The 22,479-nt window shown below is 71.8% G+C and carries 16 protein-coding genes and 1 tRNA gene; 12 read left to right on the plus strand and 5 right to left on the minus strand.

The annotated features are described in order from the left end of the window. Window positions 1-7 precede the first annotated feature (7 nt). The 9 genes from O7635_RS37070 (at window position 8) to O7635_RS37110 (ending at window position 12,831) form a co-directional block, all read left to right on the plus strand. Window positions 8-2,044 (plus strand): phosphatase PAP2 family protein, encoded by a 2,037-nt coding sequence (locus O7635_RS37070; RefSeq protein WP_278085148.1) that lies wholly within the window; start codon window positions 8-10, stop codon window positions 2,042-2,044. Between the two features lie 194 nt (window positions 2,045-2,238). Beyond that, entirely contained in the window at window positions 2,239-3,102 is an 864-nt protein-coding gene (hpnC, locus tag O7635_RS37075) for a squalene synthase HpnC (protein WP_278085149.1), read from the plus strand. Next, entirely contained in the window at window positions 3,099-3,959 is an 861-nt protein-coding gene (gene hpnD / locus O7635_RS37080; RefSeq protein WP_278085150.1) for a presqualene diphosphate synthase HpnD, read from the plus strand. Before hpnC ends, hpnD begins: the two co-directional genes overlap by 4 nt. Next, a complete protein-coding gene (hpnE, locus tag O7635_RS37085; protein WP_278085151.1) occupies window positions 3,956-5,329 on the plus strand; it encodes a hydroxysqualene dehydroxylase HpnE in 1,374 nt (457 codons plus the stop codon). The genes hpnD and hpnE overlap by 4 nt, the downstream gene beginning before the upstream one ends. Further along, entirely contained in the window at window positions 5,326-6,336 is a 1,011-nt protein-coding gene (locus O7635_RS37090) for a polyprenyl synthetase family protein (protein WP_278085152.1), read from the plus strand. The genes hpnE and O7635_RS37090 overlap by 4 nt, the downstream gene beginning before the upstream one ends. Then, a complete protein-coding gene (gene shc / locus O7635_RS37095) occupies window positions 6,333-8,261 on the plus strand; it encodes a squalene--hopene cyclase (protein ID WP_278085153.1) in 1,929 nt (642 codons plus the stop codon). Before O7635_RS37090 ends, shc begins: the two co-directional genes overlap by 4 nt. Beyond that, window positions 8,258-9,757, plus strand: coding sequence for a 4-hydroxy-3-methylbut-2-enyl diphosphate reductase (gene ispH / locus O7635_RS37100; protein ID WP_278085154.1), 1,500 nt, complete (start codon window positions 8,258-8,260; stop codon window positions 9,755-9,757). Before shc ends, ispH begins: the two co-directional genes overlap by 4 nt. A gap of 3 nt (window positions 9,758-9,760) precedes the next feature. After that, on the plus strand, window positions 9,761-10,765 hold the full coding sequence (hpnH, locus tag O7635_RS37105; protein ID WP_278085155.1) for an adenosyl-hopene transferase HpnH: 1,005 nt from the start codon (window positions 9,761-9,763) through the stop codon (window positions 10,763-10,765). 5 nt (window positions 10,766-10,770) lie between these two features. Continuing rightward, a complete protein-coding gene (locus tag O7635_RS37110) occupies window positions 10,771-12,831 on the plus strand; it encodes a 1-deoxy-D-xylulose-5-phosphate synthase (RefSeq protein WP_278085156.1) in 2,061 nt (686 codons plus the stop codon). A gap of 2 nt (window positions 12,832-12,833) precedes the next feature. Here O7635_RS37110 and O7635_RS37115 read toward each other — a convergent pair. Then, window positions 12,834-12,909, minus strand: a tRNA-Asn gene (locus O7635_RS37115). Between the two features lie 267 nt (window positions 12,910-13,176). On the opposite strand from O7635_RS37115, the gene O7635_RS37120 reads away from it, so the two are divergent. Next, complete coding sequence (locus O7635_RS37120) at window positions 13,177-13,521, plus strand: hypothetical protein (protein WP_278085157.1); 345 nt, start codon at window positions 13,177-13,179, stop codon at window positions 13,519-13,521. Between the two features lie 51 nt (window positions 13,522-13,572). On the opposite strand, the gene O7635_RS37125 is transcribed toward O7635_RS37120, so the two are convergent. Then, complete coding sequence (locus O7635_RS37125; protein ID WP_278085158.1) at window positions 13,573-14,580, minus strand: sugar phosphate isomerase/epimerase family protein; 1,008 nt, start codon at window positions 14,578-14,580, stop codon at window positions 13,573-13,575. 260 nt (window positions 14,581-14,840) lie between these two features. Here O7635_RS37125 and O7635_RS37130 point away from each other — a divergent pair, with 260 nt between their 5' ends. Then, the gene (locus O7635_RS37130) at window positions 14,841-15,734 is read left to right on the plus strand and encodes a DUF559 domain-containing protein (RefSeq protein WP_278085159.1); all 894 of its coding nucleotides are present in this window, start codon (window positions 14,841-14,843) and stop codon (window positions 15,732-15,734) included. A gap of 321 nt (window positions 15,735-16,055) precedes the next feature. Here O7635_RS37130 and O7635_RS37135 read toward each other — a convergent pair whose 3' ends face one another. Continuing rightward, complete coding sequence (locus O7635_RS37135; RefSeq protein WP_278085160.1) at window positions 16,056-16,418, minus strand: hypothetical protein; 363 nt, start codon at window positions 16,416-16,418, stop codon at window positions 16,056-16,058. Between the two features lie 217 nt (window positions 16,419-16,635). On the opposite strand from O7635_RS37135, the gene O7635_RS37140 reads away from it, so the two are divergent. Next, window positions 16,636-17,250: a sigma-70 domain-containing protein gene (locus tag O7635_RS37140; protein WP_278085161.1), complete on the plus strand. Its 615-nt coding sequence runs from the start codon at window positions 16,636-16,638 to the stop codon at window positions 17,248-17,250. A 126-nt stretch (window positions 17,251-17,376) separates the two neighbouring features. Here O7635_RS37140 and O7635_RS37145 read toward each other — a convergent pair whose 3' ends face one another. Further along, window positions 17,377-19,485 carry a ThuA domain-containing protein gene (locus tag O7635_RS37145; RefSeq protein ID WP_278085162.1) on the minus strand — a complete coding sequence of 703 codons (2,109 nt, stop codon included), beginning with the start codon at window positions 19,483-19,485 and terminating at the stop codon, window positions 17,377-17,379. 57 nt (window positions 19,486-19,542) lie between these two features. Continuing rightward, entirely contained in the window at window positions 19,543-22,377 is a 2,835-nt protein-coding gene (locus tag O7635_RS37150; protein WP_278085163.1) for a PQQ-dependent sugar dehydrogenase, read from the minus strand. Window positions 22,378-22,479 lie beyond the last annotated feature (102 nt).

Raw genomic sequence — 22,479 nt, forward strand, 5'->3', positions numbered from 1 at the left:
TGGAAGTGTGCACCTGAACAAGGGGCCCGAGCCGGCCGCGGCCGACGTGCGCGCGCAGCGCCCCCGACCGCGGCTCGTCCGCGAACTGGCGATCCTCGCGGCCGTGGTCGCCCTCTATGTCGGGATCTCCCGCGGGGGCGGCCTGTCCCGCGAGGGAATCGCCCTGGCCCACGGCCGCGACCTGCTGAACTTCGAGCAGTTCCTGCACATCGACGTCGAGCGGCCGCTCAACGCCTGGCTCGCGCCGCAGAACGTGCTGTCGGTGCTGGCCAACTACGAGTACGCGTTCGGCTACGTGACCACCTCGTTCGGGCTGCTGATCATCCTCTACCTGACCCGGTCACCGTGGTACCGCTGGGCCCGCAGCGGGTTCGTGCTGGTCAACCTGATCGGCATCTCGATCTTCGCGATCTATCCGGCCGCGCCGCCGCGGCTGCTTCCCGGCGAGGGTTTCGTCGACACCGTCACGCAGGGCGGCACGTTCGGCTCGTGGGGTTCGCCGTACACCGCCGACGCCAACCACCTCGCGGCCATGCCGTCGCTGCACGTCGGGTGGGCGGTCTGGTTCACGATCGTGGTCAGCTCGATCTTCGCCGGACGCTGGTGGGTCAAGGCGATCTGCCTGCTCTACGTCGCCACCACCACGACCGTCATCATGGCGACGGCCAACCACTACATCCTCGACGCGGTCGGCGGCGCCCTGGTCACGCTCGTCTCGATCGGCCTGCTGACCCTGGTCACCGACAAGCCCGGGACGCGGCGACCGCGGCTGACGCCGACCGAGGCGTTCGCGCTGCACGCCGAGACCACCAGCGGCGCGGCGCAACACGCCGGCCACGTGATCGTGCTGCGGGACGAGAGGGCCGGCGCGGCGTACCGGGCGGAGCTCGAGACCCGGTTCCGGGCGGCCCTCGACCGGCTGCCGCGTTTCCGGCACCGGGTGGCCGAGGGGAGCTTCTGGCGACGACCCCGCTGGGCGCCGGCCGGCGACCTCGACTGGGGCTGGCACCTGCCGGTCAAGGCGGTGAGCGGCCCGGCCGAGCTGGAGGCGTTCGTCGCCTGCCTGCAGCGCGCTCCCCTGCCGCGCGACCGCCCGCTGTGGCGGTGCTGGACGGTCACCGGCGTGGCGCGCGGCGAGATCGCCGTCGTGCTGCTCACCCACCACGCGCTGTCCGCCGGGACGGTCACCACGGAGCTGTTCGACCCGGTGCCCGAGCCGGCCGAGACGCCCCGGCGGAGCGCGCTGAAGCGGGCCGGCGCGGTCGTGACGGGCCTGGCCGAGCTCGCGCGGGAGGGTCCGGCCCGGCGGGCGCTGCCGTCGGGGGCGCCGCGGGACCGGGATTACGGCATGTCCCGCGTGCCCGCCTCGGTGGTGCGCGCGGCGGCACACGGGTACGGCGTCGAGGTCGACGACGTGCTGCGCGCGGCCGGCGCCGGCGCGCTGCGGCAGCTGCTGCCCGCCGGGGTGGCCGGCGCGGAGGTCCGCGTCGCCCTGCCGCACAGCACCGCCGTGCTGATGGACCTGCCGCTGGCCCCGGACGACGAGGTCGAGCGGCTGCGGGAGACCGCCCGGCGCGGCGACCGGCTGCGCTCGGGCACCCGGGCGATGGCCGCCCGGTTCGTCGTCGGCACCGCGAGCGGGGTGCTCCCGCCGCCGGCCCAGCGGTGGTTTGCCAAGGTCGTTTACGGGAAGCGCTCCTTCGAGGGCATCGTCGCCGTGCTGGCCGGACCCGCTGGCGCGTACCGGCTGGCCGGCGGGGCCGTGCACTGGGTGCACCCCGTGGCGCCACTCGCGCCGGGCGCTCCGTTCGCCGTCGGCGTCATCGGCTGGGACCGGTGGCTCGACATCGGGGTCAGCGTCGACCCGGCCCTCGGCGCGGACGCGCATCGCCTGGCCACCGCGATGGTGGCGGTCATCGACGAGCTCGCCCGGCGGTCGGGTGCCGCGCAGGCCCGGCCACGGACCAGATCAAGCGAGGAATTTGGACCATTCTGGCCTGTTTTCCGCGAAGAAGGCATACCTGTCCGTAAAGATATGAGCTAACCGGCGCACCAGACCCACGGGCCGGCGATACGAGTCCGATCGATGGCGATCGCCGCGAGTGGCCTGAGCACCGCGGACGAAGGGGGCAGCACCACAAGATGGGCTCGATACAGGGGGATCAATCGAGCGAGGTGACGGCCGTCATGGTCGTCGAGTCCCACCAGGCCGACCGGCGACGGGGCAGCATGGCGGACATGACCTCCCTCCCTGACCCGGCGGGCGCCGGCGACGCGTACCTGCGCGCCAAGGAGCAAGCCGAGAACTTTCCGGTGGCACTGCGGATCCTGCCGCGGCGGCACCGGGAGCACCTGCTCGCCGTGTACGACGTCGCCCGGGTGATCGACGACCTCGGCGACCGTGGCCACGGCGACCGCCGCCCCGCCCTGCACGCGTTCGACCAGGACATCGACGAGCTGTTCGGCGGCGGCGAGCCACGGCACCCCGTGCTGCGCGGGCTGCGTCCCACGGTCGTCGCGTGTGGACTCGACGCCCGGCCCTTCCACGACCTGGTGGCGGCCAACCTGCTCGACCAGGAGAAGGCGGCCTACGGGACGTTCGACGAGCTGGTCGGCTACTGCCGCCTCTCCGCCGACCCGGTCGGCCGGATCGTGCTGCGGGTCTTCGGCGCCGACGATCCCCGCCTGGCGGAGCTGTCCGACCGGATCTGCACCGCGCTGCAGATCGTGGAGCACTGCCAGGACGTCGCCGAGGACCGCCGCAACGGCCGCATCTACCTGCCGTTGGAGGACCTCGACCAGTTCGGCGTACGCCCGACCGACCTCGACGCCCCGCGGGCCGACCCCTCCGTGCGCCGCCTGGTCCGGTTCGAGGCCGAACGGGCCGGCGCCCTGCTCGACCAGGGCCTGCCGCTGCTGCGCCGGTTGCGCGGCTGGGGCCGGCTCGCCGTCACGGGCTACGTGGCCGGTGGCCGGGCGACCCTCTACGCGCTGCGCCGGGCCGACTGGGACGTGCTCGCCCGAACTCCACGGCCGAAGAAACGCGACATCCTCGCCCAGGCCGTCGCGGCCACGCTGGGCCAGGGGGTGATGTCCCGATGACGGTCGACACGCTCACCTCCGCCTACGAGACCTGCGAGGCCATCACCCGCACCGAGGCCCGCAACTTCTACTACGGCATCCGGCTGCTGCCGCCGGCCAAGCGCACCAGCCTCTGCGCCGTGTATGCGCTGGCCCGGCGGATCGACGACATCGGCGACGGCGACCTGCCGCCGGCCCAGAAGACGACCGCGCTGGCCGGCCTCAAGGCGGAGCTGTCCGAGATCGACCGCAGCGTCGACCCGGTGCTGGTCGCGGTGGCCGACACCGCCCGCCGCTACCCGCTGCCGGTCGGCGCGTTCGGCGAGCTGGTCGACGGCGTCCAGATGGACCTCGACGGCACCCGGTACGACACGTTCGAGCAGCTGGTCGCGTACTGCCGGTGCGTGGCCGGCTCGGTGGGCCGCCTCTGCCTGGGCGTGTTCGGCTCGCGGGCCGACCCGCGGGCCGGCGAGTACGCCGACGCCCTCGGCATCGCCCTGCAGCAGGTCAACATCCTGCGCGACATCCGCGAGGACCTGACCAACAACCGGATCTACCTGCCCAGCGAGGACCTGCACCGGTTCGGGGTGCGGCTGGCCCTCGACGCCAAGGGCGACCTGGTCGACCGCGACGGCTCGCTGGCCCGGTTCATCGCGTTCGCCGCCGAACGCGCGCGCCTCTGGTACGAGCGCGGCCTGCGCCTGCTCCCCCTGCTCGACCGCCGCAGCGCCGCGTGCGCCGCGGCCATGTCCGGCATCTACCGCCGGCTGCTCGAGCAGATCGCCACCAACCCGCGGCTCGTCTACGACCGGCGGCTGTCGCTGACCGGCTGGCAGAAGGCGACCGTGGCGGTCCGCGCGCTGGCGGGTGCGTCATGACCCGCGCCGACGTCGTGGTGGTCGGCGGCGGGCTCGCCGGAATCACCGCCGCGCTGCGCCTGGCCGACGCGGGCCGCCGGGTGACGCTCGTCGAGACCAAGCCCTGGCTGGGCGGCCTGACCTACTCGTTCCACCGCGGCGACCTCGACGTCGACAACGGCCAGCACGTCTTCCTGCGCTGCTGCACCGCCTACCGGGCGCTGCTCGACCGGCTCGGCGTGACCGGGCAGACCCACCTGCAGGACCGGCTCGACATCGCGGTCCGGCAACCGGGGGTCGGCGAGGCCCGGCTGCGCCGCAACGGCCTGCCCGCGCCGCTGCACCTGGGCGGCGCCCTGCTCGGCTACCGGCTGCTCAACCCGGTGCAGCGGCTCAAGTTCACCCGGGCGGCGCTGGCGATGAAGGCGCTGGACCGCACCGACCCGGCCCTCGACGAGCGCAGCTTCGGCGACTGGCTGCGCGAGCAGGGGCAGGACGAGCAGACCGTGCGGGCGATGTGGGACCTCGTCGGCCTGGCCACGCTCAACGTGCCGGCCGACGAGGCGTCGCTGGCCCTGGCGGCCATGGTGTTCCAGGTCGGCCTGCTCACCGACAACGACGCGGCCGACATCGGCTGGGCCACGGTGCCGCTGCGCGAGCTGCACGGCGCCGCGGCGGAGCAGGCGCTGGCCGAGGCCGGCGTGACCGTGCGCACCGGCACGAAGGTCGAGGCGGTCGAGCCGGGCTTCACGGTGCGCCTGCGCGACGCCGACGACCTGACCGCCGACCAGGTGGTGCTGGCGGTGCCGCCGGCCGCCGCGCACCAGCTGGCGCCCGAGGTGGCCGCCGCGGACCTCGACGTCTCGCCGATCGTCAACGTGCACCTCGTGCTCGACCGGCCGGTGCTGACCGAGCCGTTCGTGGCCGGCGTCGGCACGCCGATCCAGTGGGTGTTCGACCGCACCGCGTCGTCGGGCCTGGCCGCGCGCCGGCCGGGCGCGCAATATCTGGCGGTCTCGCTGTCGGCCGCCGCCGAGCTGGTCGACCTGCCCGTCGCCCGCCTGCGCGAGCTGCTGTTCCCGGACCTGCTGGCGCTGTTCCCGGCGCTGGCGGAGGCCACCGTCGACGACTTCTTCGTCACCCGGGAACGCACGGCGACGTTCCGCGCGGCCCCGGGCTCGCAGCGTCTCCGGCCGCCGGCGGTGACCGCGGTCCCCGGCCTTTTCCTGGCCGGGGCATGGACGGACACCGGCTGGCCGGCCACTATGGAGGGTGCCGTGCGTAGCGGCGACACGGCCGCCGACGCCGCCCTCGATGCATCCACTGTGGACAAGAGGGCCGGGCGCCCCGCCGCCGCCGGCCCGCAGAGGCGTCAGGGGGTGCCGGCATGACACAGACGCTGCCAGCGTTGGACCGCAGCCGCGAGCATCTGCTCCCCGCTTTGCGGGCCGCGATCGCCCGGCTCGACCCGACCAGCCGGCTGGCCGCCTCCTACCACCTCGGCTGGTGCGCGGCCGACGGCACGCCCGGCGAGGCCAACGGCGGCAAGGCGATCCGGCCGGCGCTGGCCCTGCTCTCCGCGGAGGCGGCCGGCGCGCCGGCCCGGGTCGGGCTGCCCGGCGCGGTCGCCGTCGAGCTCGTCCACAACTTCTCGCTGCTGCACGACGACCTGATGGACGGCGACGTCGAGCGGCGGCACCGGCGCACGGTGTGGGCCGTCTGGGGCGGTGACACGGCCATCCTGACCGGCGACGCCCTGCTCGCGCTGGCGCACGAGGTGGTGCTCGAGGCCGGCACGCCGTACGCCGCCCGGGCCGGGCTCCTGCTCGCCGCCACCACCCGCGAGCTGACCCGCGGCCAGGTGCAGGACGTCGCGTTCGAGACCCGCGACGACGTGACGCTCGACGAGTGCATCGACATGGCCAGCGGAAAGACGGGCTCCCTGCTCGCCGCCAGCGCGGCGATCGGCGCCGTGCTGGCCGGCGCGCCGGAGTCGGTGGAGACCGCGCTGAAGACCTTCGGCGCCCAGGTCGGCCTGGCCTTCCAGCTCGTCGACGACGTGCTGGGGATCTGGGGCGACCCGGCGGTGACCGGCAAGCCGGTCTTCTCGGACCTGCGGTCGCGCAAGAAGACCCTGCCGGTCAGCTACACGCTCGGTGACCCGCGGCACGGCCCCGCGCTGGCCGCCTGGCTGGCCGAGCCGGGCGAGCACGACGACCCGGCGCTGCGCCGGGCGGCCGACCTGGTGGAGAACGCCGGCGGCCGGGAGTGGGCGCTCTCCGAGGCGCGCGAGCGCATGTCGCTGGCCGAGAAGGCACTGTCCACCGTCGACATCGACGAGGAAGCACGCACGGAACTGATGGCCCTGGGGAGGTTCATCGTGGACCGGGACTCATGACTACGACCGTCACTGGCACGCACCCGCTCGACCAGGCGCCGCGGTCGGTGGCGGCCACGCTCTCCGCCGCGGTCGAGCACCTGCGGGTCCGGCAGGATCCGGCCGGCTGGTGGAAGGGCGAGCTCGCCACCAACGTGACGATGGACGCGGAGGACCTGCTCCTGCGGCAGTTCCTCGGCATCCGCACCGAGCGGGAGACCGAAGAGGCGGCCCGCTGGATCCGCTCACAGCAGCGCGACGACGGCACCTGGGCCAACTTCCACGGCGGGCCGGGCGACCTGTCGACGACCGTCGAGGCGTACGTCGTGCTGAAGCTCGCCGGCGACGACCCGGCCGCGCCGCACATGGCCCGCGCCCGCGCCTTCATCCGCGAGATGGGCGGCCTGGAGCGCACCCGGGTGTTCACCCGGATCTGGATGGCCCTGTTCGGGCTCTGGTCCTGGGACGACCTGCCCGAGCTGCCGCCCGAGATGATCTTCCTGCCGCGCTGGTTCCCGCTCAACGTCTACGACTGGGCGTGCTGGGCCCGGCAGACCGTGGTGCCGCTGACCATCGTCGGCAGCCTGCGCCCGGTGCGCCCGCTGCCGATCGGCATCGACGAGCTGCGCACCGGCGCCCGGCCGCCGCGGTCGGCGCCACTGTGGAGCTGGAGCGGCTTCTTCCAGCGCACCGACCGGGTGCTCAAGCTCTACGGCCGGCACGCGATCCGGCCGCTGCGGGAGCTCGCGCAGCGCCGCGGCGCCGAGTGGATCCTGGCCCGCCAGGAGGCCGACGGCTCGTGGGGCGGCATCCAGCCGCCGTGGGTCTACTCGCTGCTCGCCCTGCACCTGCTCGGCTACTCGCTCGAACACCCGGCGCTCAAGGCCGGTTTCGCGGGCCTCGACGCGTTCACGATCCGCGAGGAGACCGAGGCGGGCTGGGTACGCCGCCTGGAGGCCTGCCAGTCGCCGGTCTGGGACACGGCCCTGGCGCTGGTGGCGCTGCTGGACGCCGGCGTGCCGGCCACCGACGACGCGGTCCGCCGGGCGGCGACCTGGCTGCTGGCCGAGGAGATCGCGGTGCCCGGCGACTGGGCGGTGCGCCGGCCCGGGCTGGCTCCCGGCGGCTGGGCGTTCGAGTTCGCCAACGACCTCTACCCCGACACCGACGACACCGCCGAGATCGTGCTGGCGCTGCGCCGGGTCGCGGCCGGGCTGCCGATCGACGACCCGCTGCGGGCCGACATCGAGGGCGCGGTCGCCCGCGGCGTCGAGTGGACGGCCGGCATGCAGTCCGGCGACGGCGGCTGGGGCGCGTTCGACGCCGACAACACCCGCACGCTCGCCAACAAGCTGCCGTTCTGCGACTTCGGCGAGGTCATCGACCCGCCGTCGGCCGACGTCACCGCGCACGTCGTGGAGATGCTGGCCGTCGAGGGCCGCGCCGCCGACCCGGTGACCCAGCGGGGGGTCACCTGGCTGCTGCGCAATCAGGAGTCCGACGGCTCGTGGTTCGGCCGGTGGGGCGCCAACTACGTCTACGGCACCGGCGCGGCCGTGCCGGCCCTGGTCGCGGCCGGCGTCGACCCCGGCGCCCCGGCCATCCGGGCCGCCGTGCACTGGCTGGTCGCGCACCAGAACCCGGACGGCGGCTGGGGCGAGGACCTGCGCTCCTACGACGACCCGGCGAACTGGGCCGGCAAGGGCGCCTCGACCCCGTCGCAGACCGCGTGGGCGCTGCTCGCGCTGCTCGCGGCCGGCGAGACCGACCACCCGGCGACCCGGGCCGGCGTCGACCACCTGATCGGCACGCAGCGCGGCGACGGCGGCTGGGACGAGGACCACTTCACCGGCACCGGCTTCCCGGGCGACTTCTACATCAACTACCACCTCTACCGGCTCGTCTTCCCGATCACGGCGCTCGGCCGCTACCTGGACGTCACGTGACCGGACCTCACCGGCACGCGCCGGTCATCTGTGTCGCCCTCGGCGTCGAGCGCCGGGCGCTGCGGGCCGCCCACACGGCGGTGCTGCGGGTCGGCATGGGTCCCCGGCGGGCGGCCGCGGCGTTCCGCGCCTCCGGCGGGCTCGGCGGGCGACCGGTGCTCGTGGCCGGCGTCGGCGGCGGGCTCGACGCCGGGGTGCGACCGGGAGACGTGGTGGTGGCCACCGAGGTACGCGGCCCCGACGGCAGCGTCCGGGCGTGCCCGTCGGCCCCGCTGCTCGCGGCGGAGCTCCGCCGGCTCGGCCTCGTGGTGCACCTCGGCCCGATCGCCTCCGCGCGAAAGGTGGCCGGCCGTGCGGCGCGGCGCCGGCTGGCCGCGACCGGGGCGCTGGCGGTCGACACCGAGTCGATCTGGCTCGCGCCGACCGAAGGGCCGTTCGCGGTGGTCCGGGTCGTCGTCGACACCGCCGACCGACCGTTGCTGCGGCCGGGCACCGTCGGCCGGGGCGTGCGCGCGCTGCGCCGGCTGCGGCGGATCGCGCCAGCGCTGGACGCCTGGGCCGACGCCACCGGCGCGCGCGAGGTGCGGCTGGCCAACCCGCGGTCGTTCTGCGCCGGCGTCGAGCGGGCCATCGACGTGGTCGACCGGGCGCTGGTGAAGTTCGGGGCCCCGGTCTACGTACGCCGGCAGATCGTGCACAACACGCACGTCGTCCGTGACCTGGAGGGCCGCGGCGCCATCTTCGTCGAGGAGGTCGACGAGGTGCCGCCCGGCAGCGTGCTGGTGTTCGCGGCACACGGTGTCTCCCCCGCCGTGCGGGCCGAGGCGGAGGCGCGCGGCCTGCGGGTCGTCGACGCCACCTGCCCGCTGGTCACCAAGGTGCACATCGAGGTGCGCCGGCACAGCGCCCGCGAGGCCACCGTCTTCCTGATCGGGCACGCCGACCACGAAGAGGTCGAGGGCACCGTCGGCGAGGCCCCGGCCGACGTGGTGGTGGTCGAGGACGCCGCGGCCGCCGCCCGGGTGGCGCCCCGGGACGCCGGCAACGTCGCCTACGCCATGCAGACCACCCTCGCCGTCGACGAGGCGACCGCCATCGCCGACGTGCTCCGGTCGCGGTTCCCGGAGATCCAGGCGCCGAAGAGCGACGACATCTGCTACGCCACCACCAACCGCCAGCGGGCGGTACGCGACATCGCGGCCGGCTGCGACCTGCTGCTGGTGGTCGGCTCGGCCAACTCCTCGAACTCGCTCCGCCTGGTCGAGGTCGCGCAGCGGGAAGGCGTGCCGGCCCGGCTCGTCGACCACGCCGCCGACATCGACCTGCCCCTGCTCACCGGTGTGCGCCAGATCGGCGTCACCGCCGGCGCGTCCGCGCCGCCCACCCTGGTCGACGAGGTCGTCGACTGCCTGAGCGGACTCGGACCCCTCACCGTGGTGGAGCCGGCCACGGATCCGGAAGTCCTGCGATTCACATTGCCCAAGGAGGTGAGCTGAACGATGGGGATGCCATTCCGGCAGAGCGTTCGGCTGGGCCGCTACCTGTTGAAGCAGAAGCTGCTCCGCAAGGAGAAGTTCCCGCTGCTGGTGGAGCTCGAACCACTGTTCGCCTGCAACCTGAAGTGCGCGGGTTGCGGCAAGATCGAACAGCCTGCGGCGCTGCTCAAGAAGCGGATGCCGGTGGAGCAGGCGGTCGCCGCGATCGAGGAGAGCGGCGCGCCGATGGTCTCCATCGCGGGCGGCGAGCCGCTGATGCACAAGGAGATCGACGAGATCGTCCGGCAGCTGCTGGACCGCAACAAGATCGTGTTCCTGTGCACCAACGCGCTGCTGATGCCGAAGCACCTCCACAAGTTCAAGCCACACCGCAACTTCTCGTGGATGGTGCACATCGACGGCCTCAAGGACCGCCACGACCTCTCGGTCAACAAGGAGGGCGGGTTCGAGGGCGCGATCGAGGCCATCCAGCTGGCCAAGGCGGCCGGCTTCCGGGTGATGACCAACACGACGTTCTTCAGCAACGACTCGCCGCAGAACGTCATCGGCGTCCTCGACTACCTCAACGACGTGGTCGAGGTCGACAACATGCAGATCTCACCGGCGTACGCCTATCAGAAGGCGCCCGACCAGGAGCACTGGCTCGGGGTCAACGAGACCCGGGAGCTGTTCGCCAAGGCCTTCGCCAACGGCCGGCGGCGCAAGTGGCGGCTCAACCACTCGCCGATCTTCCTGGACTTCCTCGAGGGCAAGCGCGAGCTGGCCTGCACGGCGTGGGGCATCCCGTCCTACTCGCTGCTCGGCTGGCAGCGGCCGTGCTACCTGCTCGACGACGGCTACGCGGCCACCTACAAGGAGCTCATCGAGGAGACCGACTGGGACGCGTTCGGCCGGGGCAAGGACCCGCGCTGCGCGAACTGCATGGCCCACTGCGGCTACGAGCCGACGGCGGTGATCGCGACGCTCGGATCGCTCAAGGAGTCCATGCGGGCGGCCGTCGGGCGGTGAGTGCGATGGCCTTGCTGGAGCGCATCCACTGCCCGGCCGACGTGCGGGCGCTGCCGGAGTCCGCACTGCCGGAGCTGGCGTCCGAGATCCGGGCCGCGTTGATCGAGACGGTCACCCGTACCGGCGGCCATCTCGGTCCCAACCTCGGCGTGGTCGAGCTGACCATCGCGCTGCACCGGGTGTTCGACTCGCCGCACGACGCGCTGGTCTGGGACACCGGGCACCAGGCGTACGTCCACAAGATGCTCACCGGCCGCTGGGCCGCGCTCGACAGCCTGCGCCAGGAGGGCGGGCTGTCGGGCTACCCGTCGCGGTCGGAGAGCGCCCACGACATCGTCGAGAACTCACACGCCTCGACGGCGCTGTCCTACGCCGACGGGCTGGCCAAGGCGTTCGCCATCGGCGGCCGGCCCGACCGTCGCGTGGTGGCGGTGGTCGGAGACGGCTCGCTGACCGGTGGGATGGCGTGGGAGGCGCTCAACAACATCGGTGCGGCGCCGTCCCGGCCCGTGGTGGTGGTGCTGAACGACAACGGGCGGTCCTACGCGCCGACCTTCGGCGCCGTCGGGCGGCATCTGACGTCGTTGCGGGACGGGTCCGCCGCCTCGGTGTTCGAGCAGCTGGGACTGCACTACCTGGGGCCGGTCGACGGGCACGACGCGGCGGCGGTCGAGGTCGCGCTGCGCAAGGCCCGGACGCTCGGCACCCCGACGGTGGTGCACTGCCTGACCCGCAAGGGGCTCGGGCACGCGCCGGCGGAGGCCGACGAGGCCGACCGGATGCACACGGTCAGCCCGGCGGGGCCGTCCTCGGGGCGGTCCTGGACGTCGGTGTTCGGCGAGGAGATGGTCGCGCTGGGTGCGGCGCGGCCGGACGTCGTGGCGATCAGCGCGGCGATGCTCGGGCCGACGGGGCTGCAGGCGTTCGCGGACGCGTACCCGTCGCGGACCTTCGACGTGGGCATCGCCGAACAGCACGCGGTGGCGTCGGCGGCCGGGCTGGCCACCGGCGGCCTGCACCCGGTCGTGTGCGTCTACTCGACGTTCCTCAACCGGGCCTTCGACCAGGTGCTGATGGACGTGGCCCTGCACCGGCTGCCGGTGACGTTCGTGCTCGACCGGGCGGGCATCACCGGCAGCGACGGGCCCTCCCATCACGGGATGTGGGACCTGTCGCTGCTCGGGATGGTGCCCGGCATGCGGGTGGCGGCACCGCGCGACGGCGACCAGCTGCGGCTGCTGCTGCGGGAGGCGGTCGAGCGGCGCGACGGGCCGGCGGCGCTGCGCTTCCCGAAGGCGTCGGTGGGTGCGGCCCTGCCGGCGGTCGGGAAGCTCGGCACGGCCGACGTGCTGCGCTGGGGTCCGGCCGGTGACCACCGGTCACCCTCCGCGCCCGGCGGCGCCTGGCGAGCGGCTTCCGCCGCTGGCGGCGCTCCCGCTGTCGCCTCTGACGGCGCCGGCTCGGGCGCCGGACCGGAACCCGCCTTCGGCGGCGCTCCCGCACCCACCTCCCACGCCTCCGGCTCGGACGCCGGACCGGAACCCGCCTTCGGCGGCGCTCCCGCACCCACCTCCCACGGCGCCGGGTCGGGCGCCGGGTCGGGTACCACTTTCGGGGGCGGCGGCGAGGTGCGGTCCGGCAGCGAGCGGGTGCGGGCGTCCGCGGTCGCTCCGTGGCCCGATGCGGTCGCCGATGGTGTGCTCGTGTTGGCGGTCGGGCCGCTCGGGGCCGCGGCGTTGGCGGCGGCCGACCTGCTGGCGCGCGACGGGGTCGCGGTGACGGTGGCGGATCCGCGCTGGCTGTTGCCGGTGGATCCGGAGCTGGTCGCGGCGGCGACGGCGTACCGCCTGGTGGTGACGGTCGAGGACAACGGCGCGCACGGCGGCTATGGCGACGCGGTGTCGCGGGCGCTGCGCGGGGCCGGGGCGCACGTGCCGGTGCGTTCGCTGGCGCTGCCGCAGCGGTTCCTGGCCCACGGCTCGCGCAGCGCGATCTTGAAGGCGCGCGGTCTCGACGCGGAGAGCATCGCGGGTGCGGTGCGGCGGGAGCTGCCGCTGGCGAAGTGAGGTGGCTCCCCCGTTTGGACTCGAACCAAAAACCTGCCGGTTAACAGCCGGCTGCTCTGCCAATTGAGCTACGGGGGATCGCTGGTGTGCCGCACCGATTTCCCGGTGCCGCGCGACCGGTACGAGAGTACAGGATGCGGGCTGTTTCGGGGGCATCGGGTGGGGGTACGACACGCGTTGCCCGGGGGTTCCGGGTCGGTTCTCGCCCGGTGACGGCGAAAACAGGGCAAATTAGTCAGATAGTGCTTCCGGCGCATGGTCCGGCTGCACGATGGGTAGGTAACCGGGGACAGCAACGAGGCCGAGCACGCGGAACAGCGCGTCCGGCACAGGGAAGGAGCCGCAATGCGCGGAAAGCTTTGGTTCATCGGCGGACTCGCCGCCGGCTTCGTCCTGGGCGCCCGCGCGGGCCGGGAGAAGTACGAAGAGATCGTCACGCAGGCCCGCAAGGTGATGGATCACCCGACGGTGCAGGAGGCCAAGGGCACCGCCCAGGCCCAGGCGAACCGCCTCGTGTCCGAGGGCAAGGACAAGCTGAGTCACACCAAGCTCGGCGAGAAGATGAGCACCGGCAACGGCAACAGCGAGCTCGCCTCGTCGTCGGCGTCGAGCCGCTCGTCGACCATGGGCTCGACCACGTCGTCGACCCCGTCGACCTCGTCGGGCGCGCCGACCAAGCCGATGCCCTGACGGGTTCTGGCGTCGAAAAGGGGGCCCCTCGGGGCCCCCTTTTCCGTGCGCCTAGTCCTTGCTGGAGAACGCGGCGTCGAAGGCCGCGCTCGGGGCGTCGAAGGCCAGCCGGCGGACGAACTCGAGCGCCTCGGGGGCGCCGACGAGCCGGTCCATGCCCGCGTCCTCCCACTCGATCGAGATCGGGCCGTCGTACCCGATGGCGTTGAGGGCCCGGAAGCAGTCCTCCCACGGCACGTCGCCGTGCCCGGTCGAGACGAAGTCCCAGCCGCGCCGCAGGTCGGCCCACGGCAGGTGCGAGCTGAGGCGGCCACGGCGGCCGTCGCCGGTGCGTACCTTCGCGTCCTTGCAGTCGACGTGGTAGATCCGGTCCTGGAAGTCGAAGATGAAGTTCACCGGGTCGAGCTCCTGCCACACGAAGTGCGACGGGTCCCAGTTGAGCCCGAACGCCGGCCGGTTGCCGATCGCCTCGAGGGTGCGCTTGGTGGTCCAGTAGTCGTACGCGATCTCGCTGGGGTGCACCTCGTGCGCGAACCGCACCCCGACCTCGTCGAACACGTCGAGAATCGGGTTGAACCGGTTGGCGAAGTCCTCGTAGCCCTTGTCGATCATGCTGGCCGGCACGGGCGGGAACATCGCCACGGTGTGCCAGATCGAGCTCCCCGTGAAGCCCACGACGGTCTTGACGCCGAGCTTGGCGGCCGCGCGCGCGGTGTTCTTGATCTCGTCGGCGGCCCGCTGGCGGACCCCCTCCGGCTCGCCGTCGCCCCAGATGCGGGCGGGCAGGATGTCCTGGTGGCGCTCGTCGATCGGGTGGTCGCAGACCGCCTGGCCGACCAGGTGGTTGGAGATCGCGAACACCTGCAGGTTGTATTTGGCCAGGGTCTCGCGCTTGCGGTCGACGTAGCCGTCGTCGGTGACCGCCTTGTCGACGTCGAAGTGGTCGCCCCAGCAGGCGATCTCGAGCCCGTCGTAGCCCCACTCGGAGGCCAGCCGGCACACCTCTTCGAACGGCAGGTCGGCCCACTGGCCGGTGAAGAGCGTGATGGGTCGCGCCATTGTCCTTCTTCTCCCTGTAGGTGACCCGGGATCCTGGTGGTGGACAGGCGCGAGGAGACCGTCCGACGGTCAGGTGCCGCCACCGGCGGCGTGCCGGCCGGGCTCATCGAACCCGCACGACCGAGCGGGTTGCGCCTCCCGCCCGGCTGCCGACCGCATCCGCGGCTGCGAACCTCACTCTAGATCGGACGACCTTGATCGGGGAAGACTTATCCACAGGGCCTCGACGGGCGGTTCGGCAGCCGGGACCCTGAACGCCGATGGACCGCAATCTGGCCGTGGCACTCGCATCGGGCGGGGGCGTGCTGCATTGGGTCGCCGGCGGGCCTGTGCCCCGATGGTCGATCGACGACGGGTGCCGGTCGGGCCGCCTGATCCGCCTGCTGCCCGGCGTGTTCGTCGACGCGGCCTGCGCCGCCGACGTCACGGTGCGGCGACGGGCGGCGCTGGCCTACGCCGGCGGGGCGGCGCTGAGCCACCAGACAGCGCTCGCGGTCTGGGGACTGCTGAGCGAACCGCCCGCGGCGCCGGTGCACGTGACGACCGGGCGCGGGGCCACCATCCGGTCGTGGGATTGGCTGGAGGTCCACCGGGAGGGCTGGTTCGCGAGGCCGGAGGTCGTGGTGCGCGGCGGTTTCCCGGTGAGCCGGATCGAACGCGCGCTGGTTCAGGCATGGCCGAGCGTGCGGCGGGAGCCGGTCATCCGTGCGGTGAACGAGCGGCTGACGACCGCGGGCCGCCTGGCCGATCTCGTGTCCCGGACGCCGCGGGTCGCCGGGCGGGCCGAACTCACCGGGCTCCTGCGCCTCCTCGCCGCCGGGTGTCGCAGCGAGCTGGAGATCTGGGGCCACGACCGGGTGTTCACCGGCCCCGGCATGCCGCCACTGGCCCGGCAGGTGCCGGTCTCGCTCGGCGCCCGTACGGTCTATCTCGACCTCTTCGCAGAGGCGGAACGCGTCAACTTCGAGCTGGACGGCGCGTCGGTGCACGCCGACCCACGACAGCGCGAGATCGACTTGCGGCGCGACGCCGCCCTGGCGGCGTTGGGGATCCTGGTCGTCCGCTTCTCCCGGCGGCGCCTCGTGTCGGAGCCGGCCGAGGTGCGCCGGGAGGCTCTGGCCATCCTCCGCCGTCGGGGGCGCCAGATCTGGTGAAACGGAGATCGAACTCCCAGATTGGCCGCCCCGGATTTGCCGTGGCATAGCTCGCCAGGTTCCGACCTGCCCGCCTACGGCATCGCACCAGCCGCACTCCACATGGATAGGTCCACGACGGTGCATGAGCTATATTCATATACGGGAGCGGGAGCCACCCAACGAAACGTCCATATCCAACGTTTCTCGGCCCGCAAAAGTGACGGTCCCGCCTCAAATTGGCGGTTAGGTCACGTTCGATGGCCCACTGCCGTCCTTACATATAGATTTTCGCCCATGCTTGAGCGCCACCCGGAAACCGCCCCGATCCCGCCGAAGAGTTCACGCAGGCAAGCCGGCAAGTTCGTTATTGAGGCCGTTCTCGCCAACTTGGGGATGTCGTTGGCTCAGGTTGCCCGATTGACCGGACACGCGCCGACCACGCTCGCCCGCTACAAGGCCGGCAAACGGGTGCCAACTAGAGCCTTCGTGTTGGACCTGCTCGACAAGGCTCCCAACCTCGATTTCACCTTTCAACAGATCGCCCCGAAACTGGGTTACCGCTGGAGCGGGTCTAAGGATCCTCAGCGCTACGAAACCTTCGCCGAATACTTCGCAGCCATCAGGATCATGGAGCGGCGAAACCGAGACCAGTTCGCAATCAAGCTTGGCCTCACGGCACAGGACGCCAAGAATATCGAACACGGCGCACTCCCGGACGCTTCGCTTGTCAAGAAGTTCGTCAGACTGTTTCTTCGCTCCGACTTCAAGGTCGACGACTTAATTGAGGCGTTCTCGCAATTGCGCCCATGTCCCGTGGAAGCTGCGCTACGAGAACGCTTCCTGAACTTTCAGCACCTGCCGGCCACCGATAAGACCAGGAGGGCCATGGAGAACGCCATCATCGAAGATTTGCATCCCCATGGCCCAAGGCATCGCTCACTCGGTGGCGTGGCGGCTCCGGAGGCCGGAACTGGCCGACGAGATCTGGGGCGAGGGGTTGATGCTCGCCGTCCGCGACCACGATCCGCGGCGAGGATTCCTTCCTGGCTACCTGAAGGCGCGAATCCGTGGGCTCGCGCGCTCCATCATCTGGGGCAGGATGCAGTCTGGCGTGGGCACCGTCCTGAGCGAGTACGGGCCGATGGTCCGCGACGCCGAAGAGTTTCTGCTTCAAGAGTTCGGGCGAACTCCCAGCGAGGCGGAAGTCGCACAGTATCTGGACATTCCGACCGCGACAGTGAACGAGGTCTCTCGCGCGCTGCATGCAAGTCAGGCGGCCGTTTCCGACAACCTCGAGTTCCTGTTGCACCACGCGATCGACATCTCCTCGCTGGACGACATGCTGGTCGACGACGACCGTGTACTCGTCAGCATCCTCCGCCAGCTGGGAGAAGAGGTCAGAGAGCTGCTCTATCTCCACTACCTCGACAAACGGCCGACGCGCGACATCGCCCAGGCCACCGGCATGGCGGAAAGCGACGTGATCTTCAAAATGCGGTGGGCCGTGAGCTGCTTGCGGTCTGGTCTGCGATAGGTCGGGTCCGCGAGTGACGACGCACCCTCCGCCGAGGGACTGAAGGCGGAGGGTGCGTCGGGTGGAGGCGGTGGCCGGCACGGGTTGTGGGCGTCCCCTGCCGGCCCCCGCGTCAGGGTGGGATCCCTAGGGCAGCGTCCAGCGCTGGTTCGCCGCGCCGTTGCACGTCCACAGGTGGATGATCGTGCTGTCGGCCGAGTTGTTGCCGCTCACGTCGAGGCACTTGTTCGAGTTGGGATTGACCAGCGACGAGTTGGCGCCGGCCGACCAGTTCTGGGCGCCCGTGCCGTTGCAGGTCCAGAGCTGGATCTTCGTGCCGTTGGCCGTGCCGCTGCCGCTGACGTCGAGGCACTTGCCCAGCGCCCGCAGCGTCGATCCGGTGCGGGTCCAGGTCTGCGCCGTCGAGCCGTTGCAGGTGTAGAGCTGGATCTGCGTGCCGTCGGCGGTCGCGCCGCCACGGACGTCCAGGCACTTCCCCGCCAATCCGACGATCGGGCCCGTGCCGGTGCCACCGCCGCCCGACTTCACGAACGTGAAGTCGTCCACATCGAACAGTCCCGTGCCCGAGCCGGTGAACGTCAGGAAGACGTTGGCCGTCCCGGACGGCACACCCGACAAGGACGCGGACACATTGGCGTACGTGTCCCACGAACCCGTGTTCGGCACCGTGACCGACCCCAGCACCGTGCCGGTGGCGGAGCCGTTGCGCACCTGGATCGTGCCGCCCGGACCGCCGGACACCACGCGCGCCCGGAACGAGGTGGCGCCGCCGACGTTGACGCCGTTGTAGCCGGCCCAGTCGCCCGGCTCGATGTAGCCCAGCGTCTGCCCGTTGTTGGCGCCCGCCTTGGTGAACGCCTGCACACCGGACGCCGACGAGAACGACTCCGCCTGCACGGTCACGTCACCGGTCGGCGGCGGGCCGCCCAGCTCCTTGATCCGGACGTTGCGGAACGAGACGTCGTCGCCCGTGCCGTGGTTCTGGAGGCCGATGTGGCCGGCCAGCGACCGCGCCGCGACCGTGTTGGTGAAGTCGTTGATCTTCACGCCGTTCAGGAAGATCTGCAGCCGCTCGCCCTCGACCAGCAGCTCGTAGGTGTTCCACTCCCCCGGCGGGTTCAGCGCGGCATCCCGCGCCGCGATGTCGGCGGACTTGAACGTGTAGACGGAACCGGTGGTCCGGTCAGCGGCGTCGGTCGCGTCGATCTGGATCTCGTAGCCGTTGTTGACCGCCGACCACGGGTCCGTCGAGGGTGGGAAGCCGATGAAGATGCCCGAGTTGTCGTCGCCGTCCATCTTCCAGTCGAGCTTCAGCGAGTACGAGGTGTACTGCTTGGCGCTGTACCAGTAGAGCCCCATGCCGCCCGTCGACTTGAGCGTGGCGTCGCTGTTGGTGAACGAGCCCGGCCCGGCCTGCGACCACCCGGTCGTCGACCCGTTGTAGATGGCCGTGTAGCCCGTCTCCGGCCGGCAGTCGGCATCGGTGCGCGCCGCCGCGTAGCGGATGCCGCCGAGCAGCATCGTCCGGAACGCCGCTTCGGTGAAGGACTGCTGCGTGTGACCGAGGCCGGTGTAGAACGACCGACCGCCGTCGTACGCCTTGCACCAGATGATCGGGTGGTCGGCGCCCATCGAGCCGCCGGAGTACGACGACTCGTCGAGCGTGGCCAGCACCCGCGCCGTGGACCGGGGGTTGGTGCGGTAGTTGTAGAGCTCGTCGGAGCGGGTCCAGGTCTGCGGCAGGTGGGCGGTCGCCGCCGTGCCCCGGTTCTCCACCTTGATGTTGGCCTGCTGGATCGCCGGGTGCGAGGCGAAGTAGGCGCCGACCAGGTTGCCGTACCAGGCCCAGTCGTATTCGGTGTCGGCCGCCGCGTGCACGCCGACGTAGCCGCGCCCGGAGCGGATGAAGTTCTCGAACGCCGTCTGCTGCGTCGCGTTGAGCACGTCGCCGGTCGTCGAGAGGAAGACCACCACCTCGTACGGCGCGAGGCCGGAAGCCGTGAACGTGTTGGCGTCCTCGGTCGCGGTGACGGTGAAGTTGTTGGCCGCGCCCAGGTCACGGATGGCCTGGATGCCGGCCGGGATCGAGTCGTGCCGGAACCCGGCGGTCTTGGAGAAGACCAGCACGTCGTACGCGGCGTCGGCGGCGTTCGCGGGTCCCGCCTGCGCGGTGCAGGCGATCACCGCCAGGGCCGCGGTCACCGCGCCGATGGCGGTCCGGATGAGTCTGCGCATCTGCACTCCCAGGGACGAGACGGGGGCGCCTGGGCGGGCGCCCCCGTTTTCAACGGGTTAAGGGAGAGTCCACCGCTGGTTGGCGGCGCCGTTGCAGGTCCACAGGTGGACCACGGTGCTGTCGGCCGAGTTGTTGCCGCTCACGTCGGCACACTTACCCGAGCTCGGGTTGACCAGCGACGAGTTGGCGCCGGCCGACCAGTTCTGGGCGGCCGTGCCGTTGCAGGTCCAGAGCTGGATCTTGGTGCCGTCGGCCGTGCCGCCGCCGCTGACGTCCAGGCACTTGCCCAGCGCCCGCAGCGTCGAGCCGGTACGTGTCCACGTTTGCGCGGCCGAGCCGTTGCAGGTGTAGAGCTGCACCTGGGTGCCGTCGGCGGTCGCGCCGCCACGGACGTCCAGGCACTTGTTGGCCAAACCGACGACCGGCCCGGTGCCACCGCCACCGCTCGTGTTGAACGTGAACGCGTCCACGTCGAACAGCGCGCCGGTGCCGCCGGAGAAGGTCAGGAACAGCGTGGTGGTGCCGGCCGGCACCCCGGACAGGTTGGCGGTGACGTTGGTGAACGTCTCCCAGCTGCCGGTGTTGGCGACCGTGGCCGAGCCGAGCACCGTGCCGGTGGCCGAGCCGGCCCGCACCTGGAGCGTGCCGCCGGCGCCGCCCGAGGAGACCCGCGCGGTGAGCGAGGTGGCGTTATTGATCTTGTAGGGGTCGAACGAGATCCAGTCGCCGTTGTTGATGTCACCGACCGTCCGGCCGCCCTCGGCGGCGGTCTTGGTGATCAGCGAGACGCCCGACGCGTTCTTGTAGTGCTCAGCCTGGCGGTGCTTGGGCTGCAGGATGAACTGCTTGTGCGTGGTCAGCCCGCCGTTGTCGGTGTATTCGGCGTCGAAGATCGCGAAGATGTTCGCCGCCGCGTCGTGCTCCCCGTCGGTCGGGACGGTGATCGACCCGGAGCACCCGTTGACGGACGTGATCTGGTGGCCGTGCTGGTCGTGACCGAGGACGTACGTCATCTTCGCCCGGGCGCAGTTGATCGTGCCGTCCTCGGGGTCGCTCGCGCTGATGCTGAACGGGATGGTGTCACCGAAGGTGAACAGCTGCCCGTTGGCCGGCGTGGTGATGTTCACCGTGGGCGCGGTGTTGCCCACGCCGATCTGGACGCTGGCGGTGCCGGTCGCGCCCTGCGGGTCCCGCACGGTCAGCGTCGCGGTGTAGGTGCCGTTGGACGTGTACGTCTTCGACGGGTTGGCCGCCGTCGACGTGGTGCCGTCACCGAACGCCCACGAGTAGGTCAGGGCGCCGCCGTCAGGGTCCGTGGAGCCGGCCGACGAGAACGCGACGGTGAGCGGGGCCTGGCCCGAGGTGGGCTGGGCGCTGGCGACCGCCGTCGGCGCCCGGTTGCCGCCCGCGACGTAGTCGAAGCGGTAGAGGGCCGAGTTGGCGTCGCCGTTGAAGTAGCCGGTGCCGTAGTCGAGCACGTAGTAGGAGCCGTCGGGGCCGAACGCCGAGTCCATCACCTGCTTGCCGACCCAGGGGAACGTGTCGATCGTGCCGCGGGTGCCGTCGGCGTTGACGTGGATCGGCTTGATCCAGCCGCGGCCGAACTCGGTGGCGAAGAACTGGCCGTCGAAGCTCTGCGGGAACTTGGTGGTCGACGGGTTCGAGGCGTTGTAGCGGTAGACCGGGCCGCCCATCGGCGACTCCGAGCCGCCACCGAACTCCGTCGGGGTGCCGCTGTCGCCGCCGTACTTGATCCAGGCGGCCCGGGCCGGGGGCAGCGTGCCCTGGCCGGTGTTGCGGAACGAGTTGTTGGTCGCCCCGCCGGTGCAGTTGTACTTCGGGCCGGTCGTGCCGGTCGCGAAGTTCCACTCGTTGTAGGTCTCGGTGCTGGTGTTGGTGCCGGTGCAGTACGGCCAGCCGTAGTTGCCGGCCGACGTGACCCGGTTGAACTCGACCTGGCCGGAGGGACCCCGGTTGGCGTTGGTGGAGCCGGCGTCGGGGCCGTAGTCGCCGACCCAGACCACGCCGGTGGCCTTGTCGACGCTGATCCGGAACGGGTTCCGGAAGCCCATCGCGTAGATCTCGGGACGGGTGTTGGCGGTGCCCGGCGCGAACAGGTTGCCGGACGGGATCGCGTACGACCCGTTGGCGTTGACCTTGATCCGCAGGATCTTGCCGCGCAGGTCGTTGGTGTTGCCGGCGCTGCGCTGGGCGTCGTAGGCCGGGTTGCGGTTGGTCCGCTCGTCGATCGGCGAGTAGCCGGCCGAGTCGAACGGGTTGCTGTCGTCGCCGGTCGACAGGTAGAGGTTGCCGGCGGCGTCGAAGTCGATGTCGCCGCCGACGTGGCAGCAGATGCCCCGGTCGGCCGGCACGTCGAGGACCGTGACCTGGCTGCCCGTGTTGAGCGTGAAGTCGGCGTTGAGAGTGAACCGGGCGAGCCGGTTGACGCCCTGCCAGGCCGTCCAGCTGGTGCCCGTGGCCGGCGCGTCGCCGGCCGGCGTGGACAGCGGCGGGGCGAAGTAGAGGTAGATGAACCGGTTGGTGGCGAAGCCCGGGTCGACCCCGACGCCCTGCAGCCCCTCCTCGTCGTGCGTGTAGACGGGGATGGTGCCGATCACGCTGGTGGTGCCGTTGGCGTCGGTGCGGCGGAGCTGGCCGCCGCGGGCGGTGTGCAGCACGGAGCGGTCCGGCAGCACCGCCAGCGACATCGGCTCGCCCATCTCGGCGACGCCCTTGGCCAGCGTGACCTGCTGGAAGTCGGTGGCGTTGATGGGGTGCGCCTGCGCGGCGGGCGCGCCGGCGGCGATGGCACTGAGTGTCGCCGCGACGAGCAGCAGCGCGGAGCCGGCGGCCCGGCGGCGCAACGCGCGTCGATTGTCCATATGAGACATGGACAGTCCCTTCCTGACACGTTCTTGCCAGGCAGGGCGCGCGCCGTCGCGCCTTGGCCGTAGCGGATTCCAATCCTGTTAACCGCGGTGGACGACACAGTA

The sequence above is a fragment of the Asanoa sp. WMMD1127 genome, from assembly GCF_029626225.1.
In the GTDB taxonomy this organism is placed as follows: Bacteria; Actinomycetota; Actinomycetes; order Mycobacteriales; family Micromonosporaceae; genus Asanoa.